This is a genomic window from Virgisporangium aliadipatigenens (assembly GCF_016863615.1).
GTDB classification, from domain to species: domain Bacteria; phylum Actinomycetota; class Actinomycetes; order Mycobacteriales; family Micromonosporaceae; genus Virgisporangium; species Virgisporangium aliadipatigenens.
In genome coordinates this window covers 1-21,062 of record NZ_BOPF01000072.1, presented here as the reverse complement: position 1 = coordinate 21,062, position 21,062 = coordinate 1, and the positions used below count along the sequence as shown (strand labels likewise).

Here is a 21,062-nt window from a genome sequence, read left to right as displayed (position 1 = left end):
CCGGATGGCCGACGACGGCCTACCCGAATTCCTCCCACCGCCCTACCTCGACCCACAGAGACGCCCACGTCGCAACATCTACCACCGCCGGCCGTAGCCGGGCGGGCGCGGATGCCCCGGGCGATCGATGTTCGGGGGCGGTAGCGGTCCGTATATTGGCGCCGTGCACCCCGCAGGCCTACGGCTCGGTATCGACTTCGGCACGTCCAACACGGCGGCCGTCCTCGCCTACCCCGACGGGCAGATCCGTTCGCTGCTCTTCGACGGTTCGCCGTCGCTGCCGTCGGCCGTCTGTCGAGACCCGTCCGGCGCGCTGCTCGTCGGGCGGGACGCGGTGTACGCCGCGCGGGCCAATCCGGAGTCGTACGAGCCCAACCCGAAGCGGCGGATCGACGAGTACGCGGTGCTGCTCGGCGATGCCGAGGTGCCGGTGGCCGACCTTATCGCCGCCGTGCTCGGCCGGGTCGTCACCGAGGCGCACCGGGTCGCGGGCGGGGCGCCGCTGGCCGTCACGATCACGTACCCGGCGGCGTGGGCGCAGACCAGGCGGGCCATCCTCGTGGCGGCGGCGGAACGCGCGGGGCTGCGCGGGCCGGTGCTCGTTCCGGAGCCGATCGCGGCGGCGACCAGCTTCGTGGAGATCGTCGGCGCGGCCGTTCCGCCGGGGCAGAGCGTCGTGGTGTACGACCTGGGCGCGGGGACGTTCGACGCGACGGTGGTGCGCCGCGGCCCGAACGGCTTCGAGGTGCTGGCCGCCGAGGGCCTCGCACAGGGCGGTGGCCTCGATGTCGACGCGGCGATCGTCGGCTACCTGGGCGCGGTGCACGGTGCCAACCACCCGGACGTGTGGGCGCGGCTGACCCGACCCGCGACGCCGGCGGACCGGCGGGCGCACCGGCTGCTCTGGGACGACGTGCGGTCGGCCAAGGAGATGCTCTCCCGCACCACCTCCACGGTGATCAACGTGCCGCTGACCGACGAGGACGTTCTGCTCGCGCGCACGCAGTTGGAGCAGCTGGCGCGGCCGCTGCTGGAGAACACCATCGCGGCCACCCGCGCGGCGTTGGCGGCCGCGCGCGTCACGCCGAACGACGTCGCCGGGGTCTTCCTGGTCGGTGGCGGCAGCCGGATCCCGCTGGTGGCGACGATGCTGCACCAGTCGCTCGGCCGCCCGCCGACGGTCGTCGAGTCGCCGGAACTGGTCGTCGCCCAGGGCAGCGTGCGGACGGTCGGCACGCTCTCCGTGGCGTACGGCGGCTACCCGGCCGGCCAGCAGACACCGCCGGCGGGCTACGCCCATGGAGCGCCACCCCAGCCCGCACAGCCCGCGTCGCCCGGCTTCACCCCGGCCGGCCCGCAGGGCGCCGGCTATGCCGGCGGGCAGCAGAGCGTGGCGGGGGCGCACGCGGCGTCGGGTTTCGCGAGCGGCGTGCCGACGTCGGGTGCGCCGGGGCAGGCGACACCGCCGTGGGGCGGTGCACCGGTGTCGGCCGCGCCGGGCGGAATCGTGTCCGGCCCGCCGGCCCAGAGCCCACCGTGGTCCGCCGCGTCGGGTGCCCGGCCGCCGCTGCCTCCCGCGGGCGGGCCGCCCGGTCCCGGTTCGCCGCGGCCGCCGGGGGCGGGACGCATGCCGAAGGGGCTGGTCGCGGTCTTCGTCGCGGCGGGTGTGCTGGTCTGCGGCGGTGCGGTCGCCGGGATCTTCGCCCTGCTGCCGGACGAGGGCGCCGACGGTGCGGACGGGACGGCGTCGCCGCCGCCGGGCCGGGTCGCGGCGGACGTGACGTGGCAGACCAACGGCACCGAGTTCGGCGGGTCGAAGGTGGGCACGCGGGTGTCGTTCGCGTGTCCGGCGTCGGGACGTGCCTACGACGTGTGGGGCACCGACGCGTACACGCTCGACTCGTCGGTCTGCACCGCCGCCGTGCACTCCGGCAAGATCACGTTCGGGTCGGGCGGTTCCGTGGTGATCGAGATCCTGCCGGGCGGCGCCAACTTCAAGGGCAGCACCAAGAACGGCGTCACCACCAAGGACTGGGCCGCCTACGTGGGCAACACCTACCGGTTCGCGTAGACGGGAGCGGGAGAGGCCCGGCTCCAGCGGGCGGCGGCGCGTTCGACGGGGCCGGCCACGAGCACGGCCACGCCGGTCAGCGCGACGGTCAGCGGCAGCGTCCAACCGGAGGCGACCGGGATCAACCCGGCCACGAAGATCATCGGGTTGTGCCACAGGTAGATGGTGACGGCGTGGGTGTTGACCCAGCGCAGCACCGGGGATGCCGCTACGGCCGGCCGCCGGCGCAGGATCACCAGCACGAACGCCAACGACCACAGCGCCTGCGCCCCCGGCACCGAGTCCAGATCGCCCTGCGACGGCACCGGCTCGATCAGCAGCCAGCCCACCGTTCCCCCGGAAAGAAGAACGACCACGGCGGCGAGCGCGGGACGGGGTAGCGCGGCGAGCCGGCCGTCCCGATGCGCGAAGCCCGCGACCCAGCATGCCCCGTACGTCAGCAGATCCCACTGCACGTTGTCGGCGGCCCCGGGCAGCGCGAACCCGCTCGTCCGCACCGCGACCAGCAGCACCAGCGGCAGCGCCACCGTCGGCCACGGCGCGCGGCGGTACAGCCGGAACAGCACCGGCGACAGCAGCAGGAACCACAGGTAGGCCCGCAGGTACCAGAGCACCTCCCAGTACGGCAGCCCGTCGTCGCTGCCGACCGGGTCGCCGAGCGGCAGCACCCACCACACGACCCGCCAGTCCGGCCGCCACCCTCCGAACGCCATCACCGGCAGCGCCACCGCGCCGAGCAGCCAGAGCGGCGGCAGCAGGCGCCGGAGGCGACCGCCCACCACGGCGGAAGCCGGCGAACGGGCCAGTGACGCCGCCGTCAGCGACCCCGCGATCGCGAACATCACGCCCATCGCCGGCATCGCGAACGTCAGCCAGGCCCAGCCGTAGACGTGATACACCAGCACCCGGCCGACGGCGATCGCCCGCAGCAGGTCCAGGTACCGGTCACGCACCGGCCAACGGTATGCGCCGCGACGGCGGCCCGATGTCGGCTGGATAGGCTGAGCCATGGCTGTCGTGAAGATCAACGCGATCGACGTTCCCGAGGGCGCCGGGCCCGAACTGGAGAAGCGCTTCGCCGCCCGCGCCGGCGCGGTGGAGAACTCGCCGGGTTTCCTCGGCTTCGAGCTGCTGCGCCCCGTCGGCGGCGGCACGCGCTATTTCGTCTACACCCGCTGGGACAGCGAGGAGTCGTTCCAGGCGTGGGCGCAGGGGCCGGCGCGGGCGGCGCACTCGGGTCCCCGGGCCGCGCCGGTGGCCTCCGGTTCCGAACTGCTGGAGTTCGAGGTCATCCAGGCCGTGGAGCCGACGAAGTAGCTATATTCCTGGGGTGCGTGTCCGTTTTGTCCGACCCCTCGCGGTCCCGCCCCTGACACCCGTCGCCACCGTGGACGCCACGGCGGAGGGCGGCGACTTCGAGCCGCGGCGGGCGTGGGCGCTCCTGCGGGCCCAGTACGACCTCGGTCCCCGGTATCCCGGCGCTCCGGGGCACCGGGCGACCCGGGAGCTTCTGCTGGACCGGCTGTCCCGCTGCGCCGACGAGGTGATGGTCCAGGACTGGGTGCAGCGGGTAGCGACCGGCGCCGGAGCCGGCCGCCGGTTCCCGATGACCAACGTGCTCGCCCTGATCCACGGGACCCACCGCCGTGGCCGTCCAGCCCTCCTGGTGGGAACGCACTGGGACACGCGTCCGGTCGCCGACGCCGACCCGGATCCGCGACGCCGCGCGGAGCCCGCCCCGGGGGCCTCTGACGGCGCATCGGGGGTGGCCGTTCTGCTCGAACTGGCCCGCGCGCTGCGCGCCGTCCGCCCGGCGCAGTCCGTGGCGTTCGCCTTCTTCGACGGCGAGGACCTGGGCGAGTACTGCTACGGCAGCCGGCTCTTCGCACGCACACTGCGCCGGAGGCAGGAGTGGCGCCCCGACGCCGCAGTCGTGATCGACATGATCGGCGGCCGGGGTATGCGCTGCGCGACGGAGACCCGATCGGTGGCGCAGGCGCCCGCGCTCTGGAACGCCGTGCACGCGAGCGCCGCTGCCCTCGGCCTGGAGCGCCGCTTCCACGGACCGGCCGCGCGGGTCGGTGACGACCACGTACCGCTGCAGCGCGCCGGGGTGCCCGCGGTGCTGCTGATCGACCGTTCCTACCCGCAGTGGCACACGGTCGCCGACACCCCGGACGCGTGCGAACCGGCGTCGCTGGACGCGATCGGCCGGGTCCTGCTGCACCTGGTGCGGCAGAAGTGACCGGCGCCGCCCGGGCCTACCTCGCCTGGCGCCGCTGGAACACCGCCGCCGGCCGGGCGCTGGCGGCCGTGCACACCGGCGTCTGGCTCGGCCTGCTCGACCGTGCCGACCTGCACGCCGTCGACCAGCACGAGTACGGACGCCGTCGGGTCTACCACTCGGACGCGCACAATCTGCGCGGCCTGTTCGACTGGGAGGAGCGCGTGCTCGCGGAGTACTTCCCGCGCGGCGGGACCCTCCTGGTGACCGGTGCGGGCGGCGGGCGGGAGGTCGTCGCGCTCTCCGAGCGGGGGTATCGCGTCCTCGGGTTCGAGTGCAACCGGGAACTCGTGACGGTGGGTCGTGCGCTGCTCGACCGCCTGGACCGGCGCGGCGCCGCGCTCTGTGAGACGCCCCGGGACCTGGCGCCCACGGTCGACGGGTCGGCGGACGGGGTGATCGTGGGCTGGGGCTCCTACATGCTGATCCCGGACCGGGAGCGGCGCGTCGCGTTCCTGCGTGGCCTGCGGGACCCGCTGGTGCCGGACGCGCCGCTGCTCATGTCGTTCTTCACCCGTGAGCCCCGCGAGTGGCGGGCCCGGCTGGTGGCCGCGGCGGCCCGGGTGACGCGCCGCGGCCGGCGGGTGGAACTCGGCGACGACCTGGCCCCCAACTTCGTGCACCGCTTCACCGGCCCGGAGATCGAGTCGGAACTGCGCGACGGCGGGTTCCGGCCGGTCGTCTACCGGGCGGAGGGCAGCGGACCCTACGACTCCGGCTTCGCCGTCGGGCTGGCGGTGTAGAACTCCGGCGGCGCCGCGGACGCCGTGCGGAGATCCCGGACGGCACGCGGCACCCGCGCGGCGATCGACCAGAACCGGCGCGCGTACCCCACTGCCAACGGGGTCTGTGGCCCGTACACCTCGCGGATGAAGGCGCGCGACGGCACTGTCCGGCGCGCCGCCTCACGCAACCGGCCCGCGCCGCGCATCCGCATCAGGTGGGCCAGCGTCCTGGCGCCGGACGCCGCGCCCACCGCGCGCAGCCGCATCTCCACCGGCATGTCGGACCATTCGCCGGCGGCACCGGGGTGTCCCGCGATGAGGCAGCCGACCTCGACCGCTTGCGCGACGCCGAGTTCCTGGGCGAGGCGACGCGCCTCCGTCCAGGCCTCCGGCCGGGCGATCGCGAGTCCGCGCCGCAGGTCCTCCAGCGGCTTCTCCTCGTGCTTTCCGTGCTGCGCGGCGTGCAGGGCGAGGATCAGGCAGCGGGCGCCCTCGCCGGGGATGCGGACCGGCTGGCCGGCGACGGTCGTCCACTCCGCGTCACGGGACAGGACGTGCCACACGGCGGTGCCGTCGCCGGGGACGTGCGACAGGTTGTGGTGCAGGTCCACGCAGTCCGCGTGGTCGAGGCCGCGCCGGTACAGCACCGTGGCGTGGACCCAGCCGCACTCGTGGGCCGGACGTCCCCGCTGGCTGTCGTCGAACCCGAGTCCGGCGAGGACGTCGATCGCGCGGGCGCGTTCCCACGGCGGGACGAGGATGTCGCTGTCGCTGTACCCCCGGGGAACGCCGTCCCGGTACAGCCAACGGGCAGTGGTCGGCCCCTTCAGGAGCAGATGTGCGATACCGGCGGCGGTGAGCGCGGCGACGCACTCGGCCGTGGCGAGGTCGACCCGCAGCGAGTTCACGGCCTTGATCCGGCCGGTCGTGGCGCTCATCGCTGGACTCCGTTCGCGGATCAGGCGGTGCGGCCGCGGGCCATCTCGACCGGCCGTTCGGCATCGGTCCATCGGCCCGGTGCGGCCATGACGAGGCCGGTCTGCATGACGATGGGCCGCCCGCCGGGTCCGGCGCCCTTGGTGAGCGCCTGGAGGGAGCCGAGCGTTTCCAGGGCGGGCTGCGTGTACTCCTGCGATCCCCGTGCCGTTTCGAGCGTGCTCGGCATTCTCTTCTCCTTTTGACGCTGACGATTCGTTAAAGTGAGTCTTCGACCTAATTTTAGATGATTTGCACCATACGGAGGGTTTTTCGTGACGGAACATGTGGGCGCCTACGGATTCCGTCTCGACCCGGCCGTCTTCGGGCGGCGGTACCTGCACGAGGCCGGCACGGACTGGCCGGCGTTGACCGTCCGGATCGGGGCGCCGGGGCGCGGTGCCCACGGCTGGCGGGAGGCGTTCTCCGGCGAGGGCTGGGCGGTCCACACGCGGCCCGGAAGCGACGAGGTGAGCTGGTCCGGGGAGGGGCAACCGGACCGGGACGGCCTGATCCACCCGCTGCTCGCACTCGCCGTCTGCGCCGTCACCCTCGAACGCGGTGGCGACTGCCTGCACGGCGGGGCGGTCCTCACCCACGACGGCGTGGTGGCGGTGCTCGCGCCGGCCGGAGGCGGGAAGACGTCCACGATGGCGTGGCTGGCACTGCGGGCCGGGCTTGAGGTCTTCACCGACGACCACCTGAACGTGCGCGACGGTCTGGCGCACGCGGGTCCGCGCTGCCTCGACCTACGAGCCGACGCCGCGCAGCGGTTGGACCTCGAACGCGGCAGCCGGATCGTGCGCGGTGACGAGCGGCGGCGGTTCGAGCTGCCGCCGGTGCGTCGGGCCAGCGCGCCGGTGGTCCGCACGGTCGTTCTCGCCTGGGGGCCGAGGGTGCGCGTCGAGCCGGTGCCGCCACGCGAACGGCTCGGCATCGTGGCCACTCACCGGACCGCCCAGCCGGTCGACGGCAACCTCGCGGTGCCGCTGGCGCTCGCCGCGCTGCCGATGGTGCGGTTGGAACGGCCGAAGACGTTCGACTGCATGGACGAGGTCGCCGAGGCGGTGCTCAACCCCTGAGGAGCAGGGCGCGTCCGTCGAGTTCGGACAGGAACGCCAGCACGCCGTCGGCGGCGATCGTCTCGGGCACGTCGAACCGGTCGGTCAGGGCGTCCACGAGGCGTTCCTCGGTGGTCCCCTCGACCAGCAGCGGCCAGAGCGTCGCGCCGCTGTCGTTGATCGCGAAGTACTCCCGCCGGGCAACGTCGAGAGCGATCACTTCGTCGTCGACGCGCCGCCATTCAACGGCCATTTCATTGATCTTCAGCACAAACGCACCATATAGCAGTAGTTGCGAGCGGTGTCCCATAATGTTGGCAAGTGCCGCAGGTCAGACCTCTCGCCGTCATCGTTCCCGCCCGGGTCCGGGCCGTTCGGACCCTCGTCGCGACCATCCGCAACGCCGTGCGCCTCGTGCGCGCCGCGGACCGGCGCCGGTTCGACCTGGTCGTGGCGGCTCAACTGGCATCCGCCGTCCTGCTCGCCGCGCAGGTGCTGCTGGGGCGGGCGGCGTTCGCCGCGGTGCTCTCGGCCGACCGGGGAGCCGCCGACCTCGGTCAGGTGCTCGCACCGCTCGCCGGGCTGGCGATCACCACCGCCGCGGCCGGGTTCCTCACGCAGGTACTGCTCCTGCAGCACCGGGTGCTCGGTGCGCGGGCCGGCATGCTCGTCGACGCGCAGATCCTCGACGTCGCCGGTGCCGTCGAACTCGAGCGCTATGACGACCCGGCCTTCTTCGACCAGTTGCAACGGGTGCAGGCCAACGCCGTGCCGCGGCCGACGATCGTCACGCACGGACTCATGGGCTTCCTCAGCGGGGCGGCCGGCGTCGTCGGACTGGTCTGCGTTCTGGCCGCACTGCACCCCGCGCTGGTGCCGCTGCTGCTGGCCACCGGGTTGCCGCTGCTGCTCGTGCTGCGCCGCGGCGGAGCGGCCGAGTTCGCGTTCGGGGTGAGCCAGAGCCCGACGGTGCGGCTGCGCGACCAACTGCGCTCCGTTCTCACCGGCCGGAACGAGGCGAAGGAGGTGCGGGCGTACAACCTGGTCGAGTCGCTGCGGGCGGAGCACGACCGCGCCTACGTCCGCCACCTGCGTGATCTCGCCGACCTGGTCGCCACCCGCCAGCGGCAATCCGCGCTGACCAGCCTCATCACCACGGTGGTGACGATTCTGACCCTGGTGTTGCTGGTGCTGCTGCTGCTCGACGACCGGATCTCCCTCGCCGCAGCCGGCGCCGCGGCGATCGCCGTCCGGTTCCTCGCGTCGCGGCTGGAGTCGACGTTCGGCGCTCTCGGAACGCTGTACGAGAGCGCGCTCTTCCTCACCGACCTGGCCGAGTTCACCCGCCTCGCACCGCCGCCGCGGGCCGTCCGGCCGGCCGCGCCGCCCGGGTTCGGCACGCTGGAGGCGGAGGAACTGCGCTTCACGTACCCCGGTGCCACCGCGCCGGCACTCGACGGTGTCGGCCTGCGCATCCGGCGGGGCGAGGTGATCGGGCTCGTCGGGGAGAACGGCTCCGGCAAGAGCACGCTGGCGATGCTGCTGGCCGGGCTGCTACGACCGGATTCCGGCCGGATCCGTTGGGACGGCACGGAGTTGTCGGCGTTCGACCCGACGTCGGTGCGCGCCCGGATCGCCGTCGTGTTCCAGGACTTCGTCCGCTACCCGCTGTCCGCCGCCGACAACATCGCGCTCGGCTACCGGACCGACCGGACGGATGTGGTGCGTTCCGCTCGCGCCGCCCTCGCGCACGATGTGATCGAACGCCTCCCCGACGGCTACGACACCGTGCTGAGCAGCGAGTACGCCGGCGGAACCGACCTGTCCGACGGGCAGTGGCAACGCATCGCACTGGCCCGGGCGTTTCATCGGGCCGCCCCGTTCGTGGTGCTGGACGAGCCGGCCAACGCGCTGGACCCGCAGGCCGAGCACGAACTCTTCGAGAGTGCGCGCGCCCTTGCCGTCGGCCGCACCGCGCTGGTGATCAGCCACCGGTTGTCGAACGTCCGGTTCGCCGACCGGATCGTCGTGCTCGACGGCGGCAAGATCGTCGAGCAGGGCACCCACGACGAACTGCTCGCGGCCGGCGGGCACTACGCGGCGATGTTCCTGCTGCAGGCGGAGGGATACGTCACCGAGCGGCACGCCGGTCGGCACCGGCTGGCCGAGGCCTGAGGCACGCCGGAGGCACTGTGCCCGGGCCGGGGGTCGACGTCAGGAGCGGACCGGCTGGGGGACGTTCCCGGGCACCGGCCGGGCGCGGAGTCCGAGCAGTTCGGCCGCCTCGGCGGAGAGCTCGCCGAGCGGTGTGCCCGACGTGCCGACCGCGGTGGGCTCCGCCCGGACCCCGGTGTCGCACAGGTGCCGCATGGCCGTGGTGAGCATGCCGGGGTCGTCGTCCGCGTCGAGCGCACGGGCGGGGGCCGGGTCCAGCGGCGGCACCTCGACATGCGAGATCAACGGGTGCAGCGGCCGCACGTCGCGTTCGCCGGCTCCGAACAGTTCCTCGTGCAGCTTCTCGCCGGGGCGCAGGCCGGTGTAGACGATCTCGACCGGCATCGGACCGAGGTCCGCCATCTGCTGGGCGACCTGAGCGATGCGCACCGGTTCGCCCATCTGCAGGACGAGGGCCTCGCCGTCGCGACCGATCGCGGCGGCCTGGATCACCAGTTGCACGGCTTCCTGGACGGTCATGAAGTACCGCGTCACGTCGGGGTGGGTGACGGTCACCGGTCCACCGGCCGCCACCTGCGCGCTGAACGCCGTCAGCACCGAACCCCGGCTGCCGAGAACGTTGCCGAAGCGCACATTCAGGAAGGTTCCGGGGAGGGTTCCGCCGGCGTGGGCGGTCAGCCGTTCGGTGATCCGCTTGGAGTAGCCGAGAACGCTCGTCGGATTCGCCGCCTTGTCGGTGGAGATGTTGACGAAGCGCTCCACGTCGGCCGCGGCCTCGAGGACGTTCAGCGTGCCGAGGATGTTGGTCTTGACGGCCTCGCCGGGGTGGCGTTCGAGCAGCGTCAGGTGCTTGAGCGCCGCGGCGTGGAAGACGACCTGCGGCTTGCGCTGCTCGAACACCGCCCGCACCGCCCGGGCGTCCCGCAGGTCCGTGAGCACCAGGTCGGGGGTGTCGAGGAGCGCCTGTCCGGAGAGCGAGAGCTGCACGGCGTGCAGCGCCGACTCGTCCCGATCGAGCATGATCAGTTCGGCCGGCCGGAACCGGTGCACCTGGCGACACAGCTCGGAGCCGATCGATCCGCCGGCGCCGGTGATCAGCACCCGCTTGCCGGTGAGATACCCGGCGATCGAGTCCAGGTCGGTCTCGATCTGGTGGCGGCCGAGCAGGTCGGTCACCTGCACGTCGCGGACGTGGGCGACGCTGATCGGCGCGTCGAGGAGTTCGCTGACCGAGGGCACCATCTTGAAGCGGGCACCCGCCTCGAGGACCTTGGTGCGGACGTCGCGGACCAGACCGGCGTCGGAGTTGGCGACGGCGAAGATGACCGTCCCGGCCCGGGTCGCGGTCACCGCGCGGCCGATCGCGTCCCGTCCACCGAGCACGGGAACGCCGTCGACGCGCAGGTGCCGCTTGCCGGGATCGTCGTCCAGCAGCCCGACCGGCAGGTACTTGCCGCGCGGGTCGCGCATCATGGCGGCGACGAGGGCGTGCGCGGCCGAACCCGCACCGAAGAGCAGCACCGGTGCGGCGTCGCGGCGGTCCGGCCGCAGCGTCAGGTCGTGCACGCGGCGCAGCAGGTACCGGCCGCCGAACATGACGACGAGGGCCAGCAGCCCGCCGACGATCGGGGCACTGGCCGGCACCGGCCGGCGCAGGAACAGCGTGACGTCGGCGAACAGGATCAGTGCGGCGGTGCAGAGGACGGTGCTGGTGAGCGCCTTGACCTCTTCGAAGCTGCCGTAGCGGTACCGGCCGCGGTACAGATAATGCGCCTGGCCGAGCATCGCGTGCAGGACTCCGGCGGCGACGGCGACGATGGCCGTGTCGGCGAAGCGCCAGGGGCTCAGGGTCATCTCGTACCTGGTGATGACCGCGGCGAAGATGCCGAACTGCCAGGCGAGTGTGTCGGCGAACAGCTGAGACAGTCGCCGGACCCACAACGAGAAGATCTGACGCTGCTCTTTCGCCTTCACCGTGCCCCCGTTGGATCCGTGTCGCTGGTGTCGTGCGCTGGATAGCATAAGTCCGAATCAGAGAGGTATTTCCTGATTGCTCGTATCGCGCGGTTAATGCGGTTAGAGTTCGAATGTCTGATCCGGGTGATACAGGGGGACGTCAGGTGGATCTGCGGGACTACGTACGTGCGATCCGAAAGCGGTGGTGGATCGTCGTCGGGACGCTCCTGGCGGCGATGACTCTCGCCGGCGTCATCACCGTCCACACCGTGCCGCAGTACGCGAGCACGGTCACCTTCTTCGTCACCACGCCCGACTCCGTCGACTACCAGGGCGGCCTCTTCTCGCAGCAGCGCGTCAAGTCCTACGCCAACCTGCTCTCCGGCGACCGGCTGGCCCGCGCGGTCGCGGCCGATCCCTCGCTCAACCTGACGCCGCGGCAGATCCAGGCCCGCATCTCCGCCAATCCGGTGCCCGAGACGGTGTTGCTGGAGGCGACCGTCACCGACTCGTCCCGCAGCCGCGCGCAGCACATCGCCGAGGCCGTGGCCGTGGAGTTCAAACGGCTGGTGGAGATCCTGGAGACGGCACCCGGGGCGCCCGGAGCCGGTGTCAAGGTCGAGGTCGTCGCCGGTCCGGTCGCCGCGCCCGCGCCGGTCGCCCCGCGGCCGATCCGCAACCTCGTGCTCGGCGCCCTGTGCGGTCTGCTCCTGGGAACCGGCTTCGCCGTTCTGCGCGAGCTGCTGGACACCACCGTCAAGACGCCCGAGGCGCTCGGCAATCTCGCCGGTGCGCCCGTGCTGGCCTCGGTGCCGTTCGACTCGATCGCGCGCCGGGCGCCGCTCGTGGTCGGCTCGGGCAAGCGTTCACCCCGGGCCGAGGCGCTGCGCCAGTTGCGCACCAACCTCCAGTTCGTCGACGTCGACCGGCCGATCCGCAGCCTGGTGGTCACCAGCGCGGTACCTGGCGAGGGCAAGTCCTCCACGGCGTGCAACCTGGCGATCGTGTTCGCCGAGGCCGGCAAGCGGGTCCTGCTGGTCGACGCCGACCTGCGCCGGCCCCGGCTGGCCCAGTACCTCGGCGTGGAGGGGGCCATCGGGTTGACGAACGTTCTCGCCGGACAGGCCTCGGTCGAGGACGTGGCGCAGCTGTGGGGGACCAGGCTGTGGCTGCTGCCGAGCGGGTTCCTCCCGCCCAATCCGAGCGAACTGCTGGGCTCCCAGCACATGGCCGACCTCCTGGAGTCGTTCCGCAGCCAGTTCGACATCGTCATCATCGACACGCCCCCGCTGCTCCCGGTCACCGACGCGGCGGTAGCGGCGGTCCGCGCCGACGGGGCGGTCCTGGTGACCCGGGCGGGCCGCACCACGACTTCGCAGACGGACACCGCGGTCCGCGCCCTTCAGACGGTCGACGCCCGGCTGTTGGGTTGCGTCTTCAACATGGTCGCGATCAACGAGTCCGACCCGTACCACTACTACGACTACAGCGCCGACCGGACGGAGGGCGTCGGTGCCATGCCGATGCCGGATACCGAGTCGGTGCTGGTCGGGGTGGCCGCCAGCCCGTCCGGCCCGCCGACCGAGGCACGCAAGGAGTCCAGCGCGCACAGCGCCGACCACGACGGGGTCAACGCGCCGTCGTGGAGCTGAGAGCGGCTGCGCGGGACCGGCGCGACTCGATCGTCGCCTCCGGTTCGATTCTCATCAACGGCGCGATGAACGCCGTCGTGCTCGCTCTCAGCGCCCGGCAGGGTCGCACCGACGAGATCGCCGCCTACTCGGTGGTGACGTCGGTGCTGACCCTGGTGCCGGTGCTGGTCGCCGGTGGTTCCACGCTGTTGTACGCCACCGGCGACGAGTGCGAACGCCAAGCGGTGCGCAGCCAGCGGATCTTCATCGTGCTGCCGAGCCTGCTCGTCGGGACGGCCGTCGTCGGGTTCGTCTACACCGACCGGGGCTACACCTGGGCGGCGGTGCTCGCGGTGAGCGTCGCCGTGCTCTGCAACAACATGGGCGAACTCCAGCTCGGTGACCTCACGCGACAGAAGCGTTTCGTGGCGAGCGCGATCGGCGTCTGTGGCAGCAAGGTGTGCGCCGTCGCCCTGGTGGCGGCCGACGTCACGCTGACGAAGGCGGTGGCCTACGCGGCCCTGGCCCAGTTCGTCGGCTTCGAGGTGGCGCTCGGCGCGTCGTCGTGGCTGCGGCGCAGGGCACTGGTCGGGCTCTCCTGGAAGGCCGGGCTGAGCGCGTTCCGGATGAACCGCCAGCTGTTCGTGCTGACGCTGGCCGACCTGCACGTGAGCCGGATCGTCAGTATCGCGCTCTCCCTCGTTGCCTCCACCCGCGTCATGGGTTGCCTCGGCACCGTGATGGGCGCGTTCCAGGCCCTGCTCGGGGTCTCGCAGGCGGCGCTCAAGGTGCCGATGGCCAACCGCACCCGGCAGCGTCACGGGCTCGGCGACGCGTGGGGATCCGCGCAGGCACCGAACCGGGACATCGAGATCGGCACGCTGGTCGGTTCCGTCGTGGTGGCCGCCGGGCTCGTGCTGACGGCGGACTGGATCACCGGGACGCTGCTGCGGCTGCCGATGCCGGAGTCCGCCGACTGGCTGCGCGTGTTCGCGGTGGCGCTGCCGTTCGCGACGCTCAACCGCGCCTTCCTGCAGAACCTGCTCGGTGGCGGCGACTATCACGCGGCCAACCGGCTCATGTGCCTGATCGCGGTGGTGCTCACCGTCGTTCTCGTGCCGGCCGCGCTGCTGCTGGGGGTGCTCGGTGCCGCGGTGTCGACCTTGGCGGCCGAGGCCGTGGCGGCGAGCGTGGCGCTGATGTTCTGGGCCCGGACCGAACGGTCGACGGTCCGGAGCGGTCGCCCGTGACGACGGCCCACGCCCGGCCCGGTGCCGCCGAGTTCCTGGCCCGCAACGGCGGAGGTGGCCTGTTCACCCGCCTCGTGAACCAGCGCATCGGCTCGTACCTGTGTGTGCCGGCCTTCCGGCTCGGCCTGGCGCCGACGGTGCTCACCGTGACGAATCTCGTGCTCGGATCGGCCGGTTCGGTGCTGCTCCTGGTACAGGGGCCGGCGTCGGCCGGGTACGCCTGGCTGCTGTGGCAGCTGGCCTATTCGTTCGACTGCGCGGACGGCCAACTCGCCCGGGTCACGGGTCGGACCGGCCCGGCCGGCGCGCGGGTGGACGTGCTGTGTGACGCAGCGGTCCAGATCTCCTTGGTGGTGGCCGTCTCCAGCGTCGTGTCGACGGTGTCGCCGGACGCGCCGGACTGGCTGGCGCCGGCGTTCGCGGGGGTGTGGATCGCCAACATGCTGGCGCCGCAGTCGTACGTGCGGGGCAGCGCGGAGGGCAGCCTGTTCGGTCACGAGGAGAACCCGTTGGCCCGCCTGGGCGGACTGCTGACCGACTACGGCTCGGTGGTGACGGTGTTCGGGTTCGTGCTGGCCGTCGAACCGAAGTGGACGGTCGCGCTGATCCAGGTCTTCGTCACCGTCCACTGTGTACTGCTGCTGGTCCGGATCGCGGTGGCGGCCTCGGCGAGCATGAGCCACCGGTAATCACTGAAAGCCGCAATACGGGTAAAACAAGCGGATATCGTGACGATGTGTCGCGTCACCAGAACCTGGTCGTCTATGTCGTCGGCGTGGCCGCGGTGGTCGGAATCGGCTCCATCCTCGGCCGGATCCCCGACCTCGTGCCGGACTCGGCGGCAGCGGCGATCATCGGCGCGGCACTCGTAGCGGTGGCGGCGGCGGTGACGGCGGTGCGGCGCACCCGCGCCAACGGCGGCTTCGACCCGTTCCACCCGCTGCTCTTCCCGAGCATCTACGTGGCGGTGGCGTGCCTCGGGCCGACGGCGTACATCTGGTGGACCGGCGACGGGGTCGGGGTCGCCCGGCGCGCGCTGCTCAGCCCGCAGACCCCGCAGCTGATGGCACTGGCCGCCTTCGGCTTCGTCCTGGGATGCGCGGCGCCGTTCGCCCGCAAGGCCCGGGTCGTCGCGGAGAACCTCGACGACCGGCTGCTGCTGCTCGCCGGGCGGCTCCTCATGTGCAGTCCACTCCTGCTCAGCAGCTGGGGCTACCTCAACGACGCCGTCCGCACCCGCGGGCTCGGCCAGAACAGCGTCACGCTGGTCGACTCCGTGCGTGCGCTGAACGACATGCTCGTGCTCGCCGCCGTGCTCCTGCTGCTGGTGGCCCGCTACCGGCAGGACAAATCGCTGCTGGCGCCGCCGGACTGGCTGCTCGTCGGTTCCGCCATCATTCTCAGCGGGCTGAACGGCCGGCGCGGCGCGGCACTCGGCGTGATGCTCCTGATCCTGCTCTTCTCCACGCTGCGCGGCCGCCTGACGATCGTGCGCACCGCGGCAGGCGTCTTCGGCGTCCTGCTGTTCGCCTACGTGGTCGTGGAGTACCGCACCGCGGCGGTCGGCGGCGGGGGTGCCGAGCGCCCGCTCCCGCTGGTGCTGCTCGGCGATCTCGCCTCGGTCTCGTTCACCACGGGTGTCACCGCGTCGGTCCTCGCGGGCGGTGGATTCCTGGAGGGCAGCACCATCGTCGCCGGGCTCGTCCGACAGTTGCCCGGCCCGCTGGCGAACGCGCTCTTCGGCCCTCCGGACGACACCGGCGCGTTCGTGTTCCGGCGCATCTCCGGCTGGGGATCGGACCAGGAGGGCTACGGCTTCAGCCTGCCCGCCGAGGGGATGCTGAACTTCGGTGTCTGGGGCGTGTTCCTGGTGCCGCTGGTCTACGGGCTGATCATCGCGTGGCTCTACTCGCGGTTCACGCCGGGAGCGCGTGGAGCGACCTACCTCGCCTACGCGCTCGCCATCGGCACGCTGCCGTTCAGCATCCGTTCGGACGTGCTGGGCGCGGTGAAGAGCATCTTCTATCCCAGCCTGATCGTCGCGGTCGTGCTGGGCTTCGCGGCCGTCGCGTACTCCTGGCGGGCCGGCCGGAGCCGGACCGGTCCGACCCTGACCCCCGTTGTCGTACGACTCGACCACAACTGAGGACGGGGCTGGAGCGTGAAGGTGCTCATCACCGGCGGCGCCGGTTATCTCGGAAGCACGATCGCCTCCGCGTGTCTCGACAGCGGCATCGTCCCGGTGATCCTCGACAATCTCTCCACCGGCCCGCGCGAGTTCGTCGTCGGGCGGATCTTCTACGAGGGCGACGTCGCCGACGGTGCACTCGTCAACCGGATCTTCCGGGAACACCCGGAGATCACCGCCACCGTTCACTGTGCCGCGCTGATCGTCGTGGGTGACTCGGTCGTCGACCCGCTGCGCTATCACCGGGAGAACGTCGCGAAGACCATCGAGCTGCTCGGCAGCCTCGTGCGCAACGGATGCCGGCGCGTGCTGTTCAGCTCCTCGGCCGCGGTCTACGCCGGCGCGCCCGGCTTCCGGGTCGACGAGATGTGCCCGGTCGCGCCGAACAGCCCGTACGCGCGCACCAAGGCGATGGTGGAGGGCGTGCTGGCCGACGCCTGCGCCGCGGGCGACCTGCGCGCGGTGATCCTGCGCTACTTCAACCCGATCGGCGCGGACCCCCGGCTGCGGACCGGGCAGCACGCCGTCGCGCCGACGCACGCGCTCGGCCGGCTGATCGAGTCCTATCTGGCCGGTGAGCCGTTCCCGATCACCGGGGTGACCTACCCGACCCGCGACGGCACCGGGCTGCGTGACTACATCCACGTGTGGGACCTGGCGCACGGGCACCTCGCCGCACTGCTGCGGATGGACGCGCTGCTGCCGCCCAACGGCGTACGGCGGCACGAGATCTTCAACCTCGGGACCGGCGTGGGTACGACCGTGCGCGAGGTCGTGACGGCGTTCGAACGGGTCGTCGGCGAACGGATCGCGGTGCGCGAGACGGCGCCGCGCCCCGGGGACGTCGCCGGCTGTTACACCGCCAACGACAAGGCTGAGGCGCTGCTCGGCTGGCGGGCGCGGCTGTCGCTGGACGACGGCATCCGCACCGCTCTGGCCTGGCGGCTACGGCACTCGGCCCGGCTCGGCGTCGCGGAGACGTTCGACCGCTTCGCGCTCGCGGCCCGCCTCTCCGACTGAGCCGGGCCCGACCGCCGCGGAGGTCAGTGCGGCACCAGGATTCCGTAGGCGCGGGCCACCCGGTGCAACGCCGATCGGGTGGAGTACCGCTCCGCGATGAGTGTGCGGTTGCGCTCGCGGTTGGCGGGATCGGCGGCCAACTGCAACGCCGTCCGCACGGCCGAGGCGATCGACGCGGTGTCGTACGCATCGCACCAGACCATGACGGCGCCGTCGTGTTCCAGTTCGCGCAGCGACTCCAGCGGGCCGCAGACCGGGATCGCACCGCCCGCCATGCCCTCCAGCACGGAGTTCGGGATCCCGTCGGCCAGCGACGGCGACACGGTGACCGCGGACGCGGCGGCGACATCGAGCATCGTGGTGAGCGGAAGCTGCCCGGTGCAACGGATCCGTCCCGCGATCTCGGCCTCCGCACCGGCGACCGCGTCGATCCCGACGCCGAGAAACGACGCGTCGACGCCGTCGGCGACCAACTCGCGTGCCGCCGCCAGGAACCCGGTGTGGTTGACGAAGCCGCGCACGCCACGCGGGTACACCACGAGCGGCGCCTGCCGAAGCCCGAACCGCAGCGGCAGCGCGGGATCGGGCGCCGGGAACCGTTCCAGTGGCACCCCGAAGTTGCCCGGCACCACAGCGGTGGCCGTCTCCGCGCGCAACCCGTACCGGTTGGCGAGGTCGACGTCGCGGGCGCAGTCGCTGAACAGGACGTCGGCGCGCCGCAACACCGCCCGGGTGGCCGCACCGAGCCGTGGGTCCGACCGGCCGGTGACGATGAGGTCGCTGCCCCACGTGGAGACCGCCAACGGCAGGGTGGTGCCGAGCGCGGCGATGCCCTCGTACTGGATGCGCAGCGCGTGCACCGCGTCCGGCCGTACCCGGGCGGCGAGCGCGTCGAGCCGGGCGCTGAGCCGTCGGGCGGCACGGAGTTCGAGGTGGGTCACCACGCGCGGCTCGACCCGCTGCCGCTCCGGCCGGGGGCGCGTCGCCGGCCGGGTGGCACGCGCCGGCCGTGCGATGAGCCGATGGACGGGTGCCCCCGGCGTGATGTGCGTCCGCAGCCTGTTCCATGCGTCGGTGGGTTGGTGGACGCGCTGCGCGCCGACCGCGTCGGCGAGCTGATCGAACTGGGCACGGCTCAGCAACCTGCTGGAGAGCAGGGTCGTGGTGAGTCCGAGTTCGTTCGTGCCGCGGATCCAGCCAGGGTGTGCGGGCTGCGGCCGTCGGCGACGAGCAGGACGTGCATGGCGTTCAGCCTCCGGCCGTTGCGGTTCGGATGCCCGCCCATTCGTGGTGGCGTCGAACGGTGGACAGGATGAAGTTCACGACCCGTCGGGAGGTGTCGGTGATCCGGTACTCCTCGGGACACGGCGGCGGCGCACCGGCCACGGCGACCCGCACCGCCTCCACGACCCCGCCCGGGTCGAGGCCGGTCATGAGGATCGCGCCGCTGTCGAGGGCCTCGGGGCGTTCGATGGAGTCCCGCAGCGTCACGGCGGGGAAGCCGAGGATGGCGGCCTCCTCGCTGACCGTGCCGCTGTCGGAGAGCACGCAGTACGCCCGCGTCTGCAGGCGCACGTAGTCGACCAGCCCGAACGGCTCGTGGAACGCCACCCCCTCCGGGAGTTCGCGGCCGGCCAGTCGCTGTCTCGTGCGCGGATGCGTGGAGACCAGGACGGGCAGCCCCCACTCGGCGTGGACGGCGCGCAGACAGTCCAACAGCGCGGTCAACCGTGCGGGCGAGTCGACGTTCTCCTCGCGGTGCGCGCTGACCACGAAGTAGCCGCCCGGTTCCAGGCCGAGGCGCCGCAGCACCTGCGAGGCGTCGATGTCCAATGTGGACAGCACCTCGCGCATCGGTGAGCCGGTCAGCAGGATGCGGCGCGGATGCAGCCCCTCGGCGAGGAGGTTGCGCCGGGCGTGCTCGGTGTAGACGAGGTTGAAGTCGGAGACGTGGTCCACCATGCGGCGGTTGGTCTCCTCGGGGACGTTCAGGTCGAAGCAGCGGTTGCCGGCCTCCATGTGGTAGACGGGCACGCGCATCCTTCGGGCCATCAGGGCGGCGATGCAGCTGTTCGTGTCGCCGAGCACCAGAAGCGCGTCGGGGCGTTCGTCCCGGATGGCCTCCTCGACACCGGCGAGGACGCCGCCGAGCACCCGGCCGAGCGACGTGGTGTCGACCTTCAGGTAGCGGTCCGGCTGGCGCAGGCCGAGGTCGGTGAAGAAGACGTCGGAGAGCGCGGGGTCCCAGTTCTGCCCGGTGTGGACGAGCACGTGGTCCACAGTGGAGTCGAGGCGCCGGATCACCTGGGACAGGCGGATGATCTCGGGCCGGGTACCTACCACCGTCATGACCTTGGTTGGTGCCGCCCGCGGGCTCATCGCGCACCCACCAGGCGTTCGCGGTCCACAGTGGACGATCCGGCGGCCGCCGTCAGCAACGCCTCCAGGCGGCCCACGCCCACCCGCAGGGACATCCGCCGGGTGTACGTCTCGCGCGCCGCGTGCGCCATCTCGGCCCAGCGGCCGCCGCGCATCGTCCCCGCCTCGATGAACCGGTTCGCCAGCACCTTCCAATCCTCAGGCGGTGCGACGAGGCCGCAGCCGGCTTCGTTCACGATGTTTGCCGCGTCGCCCGGGACGGCCACGATGACCGGTGCGCCGCAGGCCAGCGCGGCCTGCAGCTTGGACGGCACGGTGCCCCGGAAGATGTCCAGATCGCGCAGGCACACCAGCTGGAAGTCGGCGGCGGCGTACAGCGGCGCCATCTGCTCCGGCGAGCGCCGGCCGAGGAAGCGGATGTTGCCCGCCCCGAGGTCGGCGACGAGCCGACGCAGCGACGCTTCGGCCGTTCCCGAGCCGATGATGACGAGGTCGATAGGGGCGACGTGCTCCGCGGCCGCCGCCGCGCGGACCGCGGTCTCCAATCCCTGGAACGCCCCGAGGTTGCCCGCGAACACCACCACGCGACGGCTGTAACCGCCCAGCTCCCGACGGGCCGCACCGGTCGTCGGCGCCGGGTGGAAGAGGCGCTCGTCGGCCCAGTTGAGCACGACGTGCACCTTCTCCGGGTCGGCGCCGCGTTCCACGAGAAGCTCCTTCATGGACGGGGCGATGACCGCGATGCTGTGCGCCGCCCGGTACACGCGGCGCATGGTGGCCGAGAGCGCCTGGTGCACCACCCGCCCGGAACGCCCACCCGGCGACATCGGCGACAGCGTCACCGAGTCCGGCCAGATGTCCTGGACGTGCAGCACCACCGGCACACGGTCGACGAGACGCAGCAGCGCCGCGCCCGCGAACGCCGTCGCCGGCGGGTGGTACACGTACAGCGCCTGCGCGCCGTGCAGGTGACTCAGCCCGGCGACGGTGCTGGTGGCCGCGAACGAGAGGTAGTTGGCCGCGCGGCGCAGGCCGTTGGCGTCGTGGCTCGGGTACAGCGGCACACGCCGCACGAGGACGCCGTTCTCCCGGTACAGCTCGCGCCAGCGCTGCCGGTAACCCGGGTACAGCCGGCCGCCCGGATAGTTGGGATATCCGGTCAGGACCCGGACCTGGTGCCCCCGCGACACCAGCTCCGGAGCGAGGGTGCCGGGGATGGACGCCGGCTCAGGTGGATACCACTGGGACAGAATCCCGACCCTCATCTCTGCTCCCCGCGCGGTTGCGGGCCGGCGCTGGTGGCGCCGCCTTCCCTCGTCGCTCCGGTCGCTGCGCTTCCTGCGCTTC

At 72.3% G+C, this 21,062-nt stretch carries 19 protein-coding genes; 11 read left to right on the top strand and 8 right to left on the bottom strand.

Annotated elements, in window-relative coordinates; translation table 11 throughout:
* The first annotated feature begins 163 nt into the window (after positions 1 to 163).
* Complete coding sequence (locus tag Val02_RS48510) at positions 164 to 2,071, top strand: Hsp70 family protein (protein ID WP_203905689.1); 1,908 nt, start codon at positions 164 to 166, stop codon at positions 2,069 to 2,071.
* Here Val02_RS48510 and Val02_RS45885 read toward each other — a convergent pair.
* On the bottom strand, positions 2,056 to 3,024 hold the full coding sequence (locus tag Val02_RS45885) for an acyltransferase family protein (RefSeq protein ID WP_203905688.1): 969 nt from the start codon (positions 3,022 to 3,024) through the stop codon (positions 2,056 to 2,058). The two genes, Val02_RS48510 and Val02_RS45885, sit on opposite strands and share 16 nt — an antisense overlap.
* Before the next feature lie 55 nt (positions 3,025 to 3,079).
* On the opposite strand from Val02_RS45885, the gene Val02_RS45880 reads away from it, so the two are divergent.
* From Val02_RS45880 to Val02_RS45870, 3 genes are read left to right on the top strand one after another with little or no spacing between them, the layout of a single operon-like run.
* A complete protein-coding gene (locus Val02_RS45880) occupies positions 3,080 to 3,388 on the top strand; it encodes an antibiotic biosynthesis monooxygenase family protein (RefSeq protein ID WP_203905687.1) in 309 nt (102 codons plus the stop codon).
* 13 nt (positions 3,389 to 3,401) lie between these two features.
* Positions 3,402 to 4,316, top strand: coding sequence for a M28 family peptidase (locus Val02_RS45875; protein WP_203905686.1), 915 nt, complete (start codon positions 3,402 to 3,404; stop codon positions 4,314 to 4,316).
* Positions 4,313 to 5,098: a class I SAM-dependent methyltransferase gene (locus Val02_RS45870; protein WP_203905685.1), complete on the top strand. Its 786-nt coding sequence runs from the start codon at positions 4,313 to 4,315 to the stop codon at positions 5,096 to 5,098. The genes Val02_RS45875 and Val02_RS45870 overlap by 4 nt, the downstream gene beginning before the upstream one ends.
* On the opposite strand, the gene Val02_RS45865 is transcribed toward Val02_RS45870, so the two are convergent.
* Positions 5,062 to 6,018 (bottom strand): nucleotidyltransferase family protein, encoded by a 957-nt coding sequence (locus Val02_RS45865; protein WP_203905684.1) that lies wholly within the window; start codon positions 6,016 to 6,018, stop codon positions 5,062 to 5,064. The two genes, Val02_RS45870 and Val02_RS45865, sit on opposite strands and share 37 nt — an antisense overlap.
* Positions 6,019 to 6,038: 20 nt before the next feature.
* Positions 6,039 to 6,245, bottom strand: a complete 207-nt coding sequence (locus Val02_RS45860; RefSeq protein WP_203905683.1) for a hypothetical protein — start codon at positions 6,243 to 6,245, stop codon at positions 6,039 to 6,041.
* A gap of 85 nt (positions 6,246 to 6,330) precedes the next feature.
* Between Val02_RS45860 and Val02_RS45855 the strand changes: the two genes are divergently transcribed.
* Complete coding sequence (locus Val02_RS45855; protein WP_203905682.1) at positions 6,331 to 7,137, top strand: hypothetical protein; 807 nt, start codon at positions 6,331 to 6,333, stop codon at positions 7,135 to 7,137.
* Here the strand turns inward: Val02_RS45855 and Val02_RS45850 are convergent.
* Positions 7,127 to 7,369 (bottom strand): PqqD family protein, encoded by a 243-nt coding sequence (locus tag Val02_RS45850; RefSeq protein ID WP_203905681.1) that lies wholly within the window; start codon positions 7,367 to 7,369, stop codon positions 7,127 to 7,129. The genes Val02_RS45855 and Val02_RS45850 overlap by 11 nt on opposite strands.
* Positions 7,370 to 7,437: 68 nt before the next feature.
* On the opposite strand from Val02_RS45850, the gene Val02_RS45845 reads away from it, so the two are divergent.
* Positions 7,438 to 9,291, top strand: a complete 1,854-nt coding sequence (locus Val02_RS45845; protein ID WP_203905680.1) for an ABC transporter ATP-binding protein — start codon at positions 7,438 to 7,440, stop codon at positions 9,289 to 9,291.
* Positions 9,292 to 9,330: 39 nt separating this feature from the next.
* Here Val02_RS45845 and Val02_RS45840 read toward each other — a convergent pair whose 3' ends face one another.
* A complete protein-coding gene (locus tag Val02_RS45840) occupies positions 9,331 to 11,265 on the bottom strand; it encodes a nucleoside-diphosphate sugar epimerase/dehydratase (protein WP_373318069.1) in 1,935 nt (644 codons plus the stop codon).
* A 146-nt stretch (positions 11,266 to 11,411) separates the two neighbouring features.
* Between Val02_RS45840 and Val02_RS45835 the strand changes: the two genes are divergently transcribed.
* Genes Val02_RS45835 through galE form a run of 5 tightly spaced genes read left to right on the top strand, consistent with a single transcriptional unit; the run spans position 11,412 to position 17,336 of the window.
* Positions 11,412 to 12,899, top strand: a complete 1,488-nt coding sequence (locus tag Val02_RS45835; RefSeq protein WP_239153841.1) for a tyrosine-protein kinase domain-containing protein — start codon at positions 11,412 to 11,414, stop codon at positions 12,897 to 12,899.
* Positions 12,890 to 14,128, top strand: a complete 1,239-nt coding sequence (locus Val02_RS45830) for a polysaccharide biosynthesis protein (protein ID WP_203905678.1) — start codon at positions 12,890 to 12,892, stop codon at positions 14,126 to 14,128. Before Val02_RS45835 ends, Val02_RS45830 begins: the two co-directional genes overlap by 10 nt.
* Positions 14,125 to 14,817: a CDP-alcohol phosphatidyltransferase family protein gene (locus tag Val02_RS45825; RefSeq protein WP_203905677.1), complete on the top strand. Its 693-nt coding sequence runs from the start codon at positions 14,125 to 14,127 to the stop codon at positions 14,815 to 14,817. Before Val02_RS45830 ends, Val02_RS45825 begins: the two co-directional genes overlap by 4 nt.
* A 47-nt stretch (positions 14,818 to 14,864) precedes the next feature.
* Entirely contained in the window at positions 14,865 to 16,274 is a 1,410-nt protein-coding gene (wzy, locus tag Val02_RS45820; protein WP_203905676.1) for an O-antigen polysaccharide polymerase Wzy, read from the top strand.
* Positions 16,275 to 16,289: 15 nt separating this feature from the next.
* A complete protein-coding gene (gene galE, locus Val02_RS45815) occupies positions 16,290 to 17,336 on the top strand; it encodes a UDP-glucose 4-epimerase GalE (RefSeq protein ID WP_203905675.1) in 1,047 nt (348 codons plus the stop codon).
* Positions 17,337 to 17,359: 23 nt separating this feature from the next.
* Here the strand turns inward: galE and Val02_RS45810 are convergent, their stop codons facing one another.
* From Val02_RS45810 to Val02_RS45800, 3 genes are all read right to left on the bottom strand, one after another.
* Positions 17,360 to 18,478, bottom strand: coding sequence for a glycosyltransferase family 4 protein (locus tag Val02_RS45810; protein WP_203905674.1), 1,119 nt, complete (start codon positions 18,476 to 18,478; stop codon positions 17,360 to 17,362).
* Positions 18,479 to 18,584: 106 nt separating this feature from the next.
* On the bottom strand, positions 18,585 to 19,685 hold the full coding sequence (gene wecB / locus Val02_RS45805; protein WP_239153840.1) for a non-hydrolyzing UDP-N-acetylglucosamine 2-epimerase: 1,101 nt from the start codon (positions 19,683 to 19,685) through the stop codon (positions 18,585 to 18,587).
* A gap of 26 nt (positions 19,686 to 19,711) precedes the next feature.
* Positions 19,712 to 20,980, bottom strand: coding sequence for a glycosyltransferase family 4 protein (locus Val02_RS45800; protein WP_203905672.1), 1,269 nt, complete (start codon positions 20,978 to 20,980; stop codon positions 19,712 to 19,714).
* Between the last annotated feature and the right edge of the window lie 82 nt (positions 20,981 to 21,062).

Excerpts from the sequence above, each read along its gene's own strand:
- Val02_RS45860 (WP_203905683.1), bottom strand. The coding sequence starts at position 6,245 with ATGCCGAGCACGCTCGAAACGGCACGGGGATCGCAGGAGTACACGCAG.
- Val02_RS45800 (WP_203905672.1), bottom strand. The coding sequence starts at position 20,980 with ATGAGGGTCGGGATTCTGTCCCAGTGGTATCCACCTGAGCCGGCGTCC.
- Val02_RS45865 (WP_203905684.1), bottom strand. The coding sequence starts at position 6,018 with ATGAGCGCCACGACCGGCCGGATCAAGGCCGTGAACTCGCTGCGGGTC.
- Val02_RS45850 (WP_203905681.1), bottom strand. The coding sequence starts at position 7,369 with ATGGCCGTTGAATGGCGGCGCGTCGACGACGAAGTGATCGCTCTCGAC.
- wecB (WP_239153840.1), bottom strand. The coding sequence starts at position 19,685 with ATGACGGTGGTAGGTACCCGGCCCGAGATCATCCGCCTGTCCCAGGTG.
- Val02_RS45880 (WP_203905687.1), top strand. The coding sequence starts at position 3,080 with ATGGCTGTCGTGAAGATCAACGCGATCGACGTTCCCGAGGGCGCCGGG.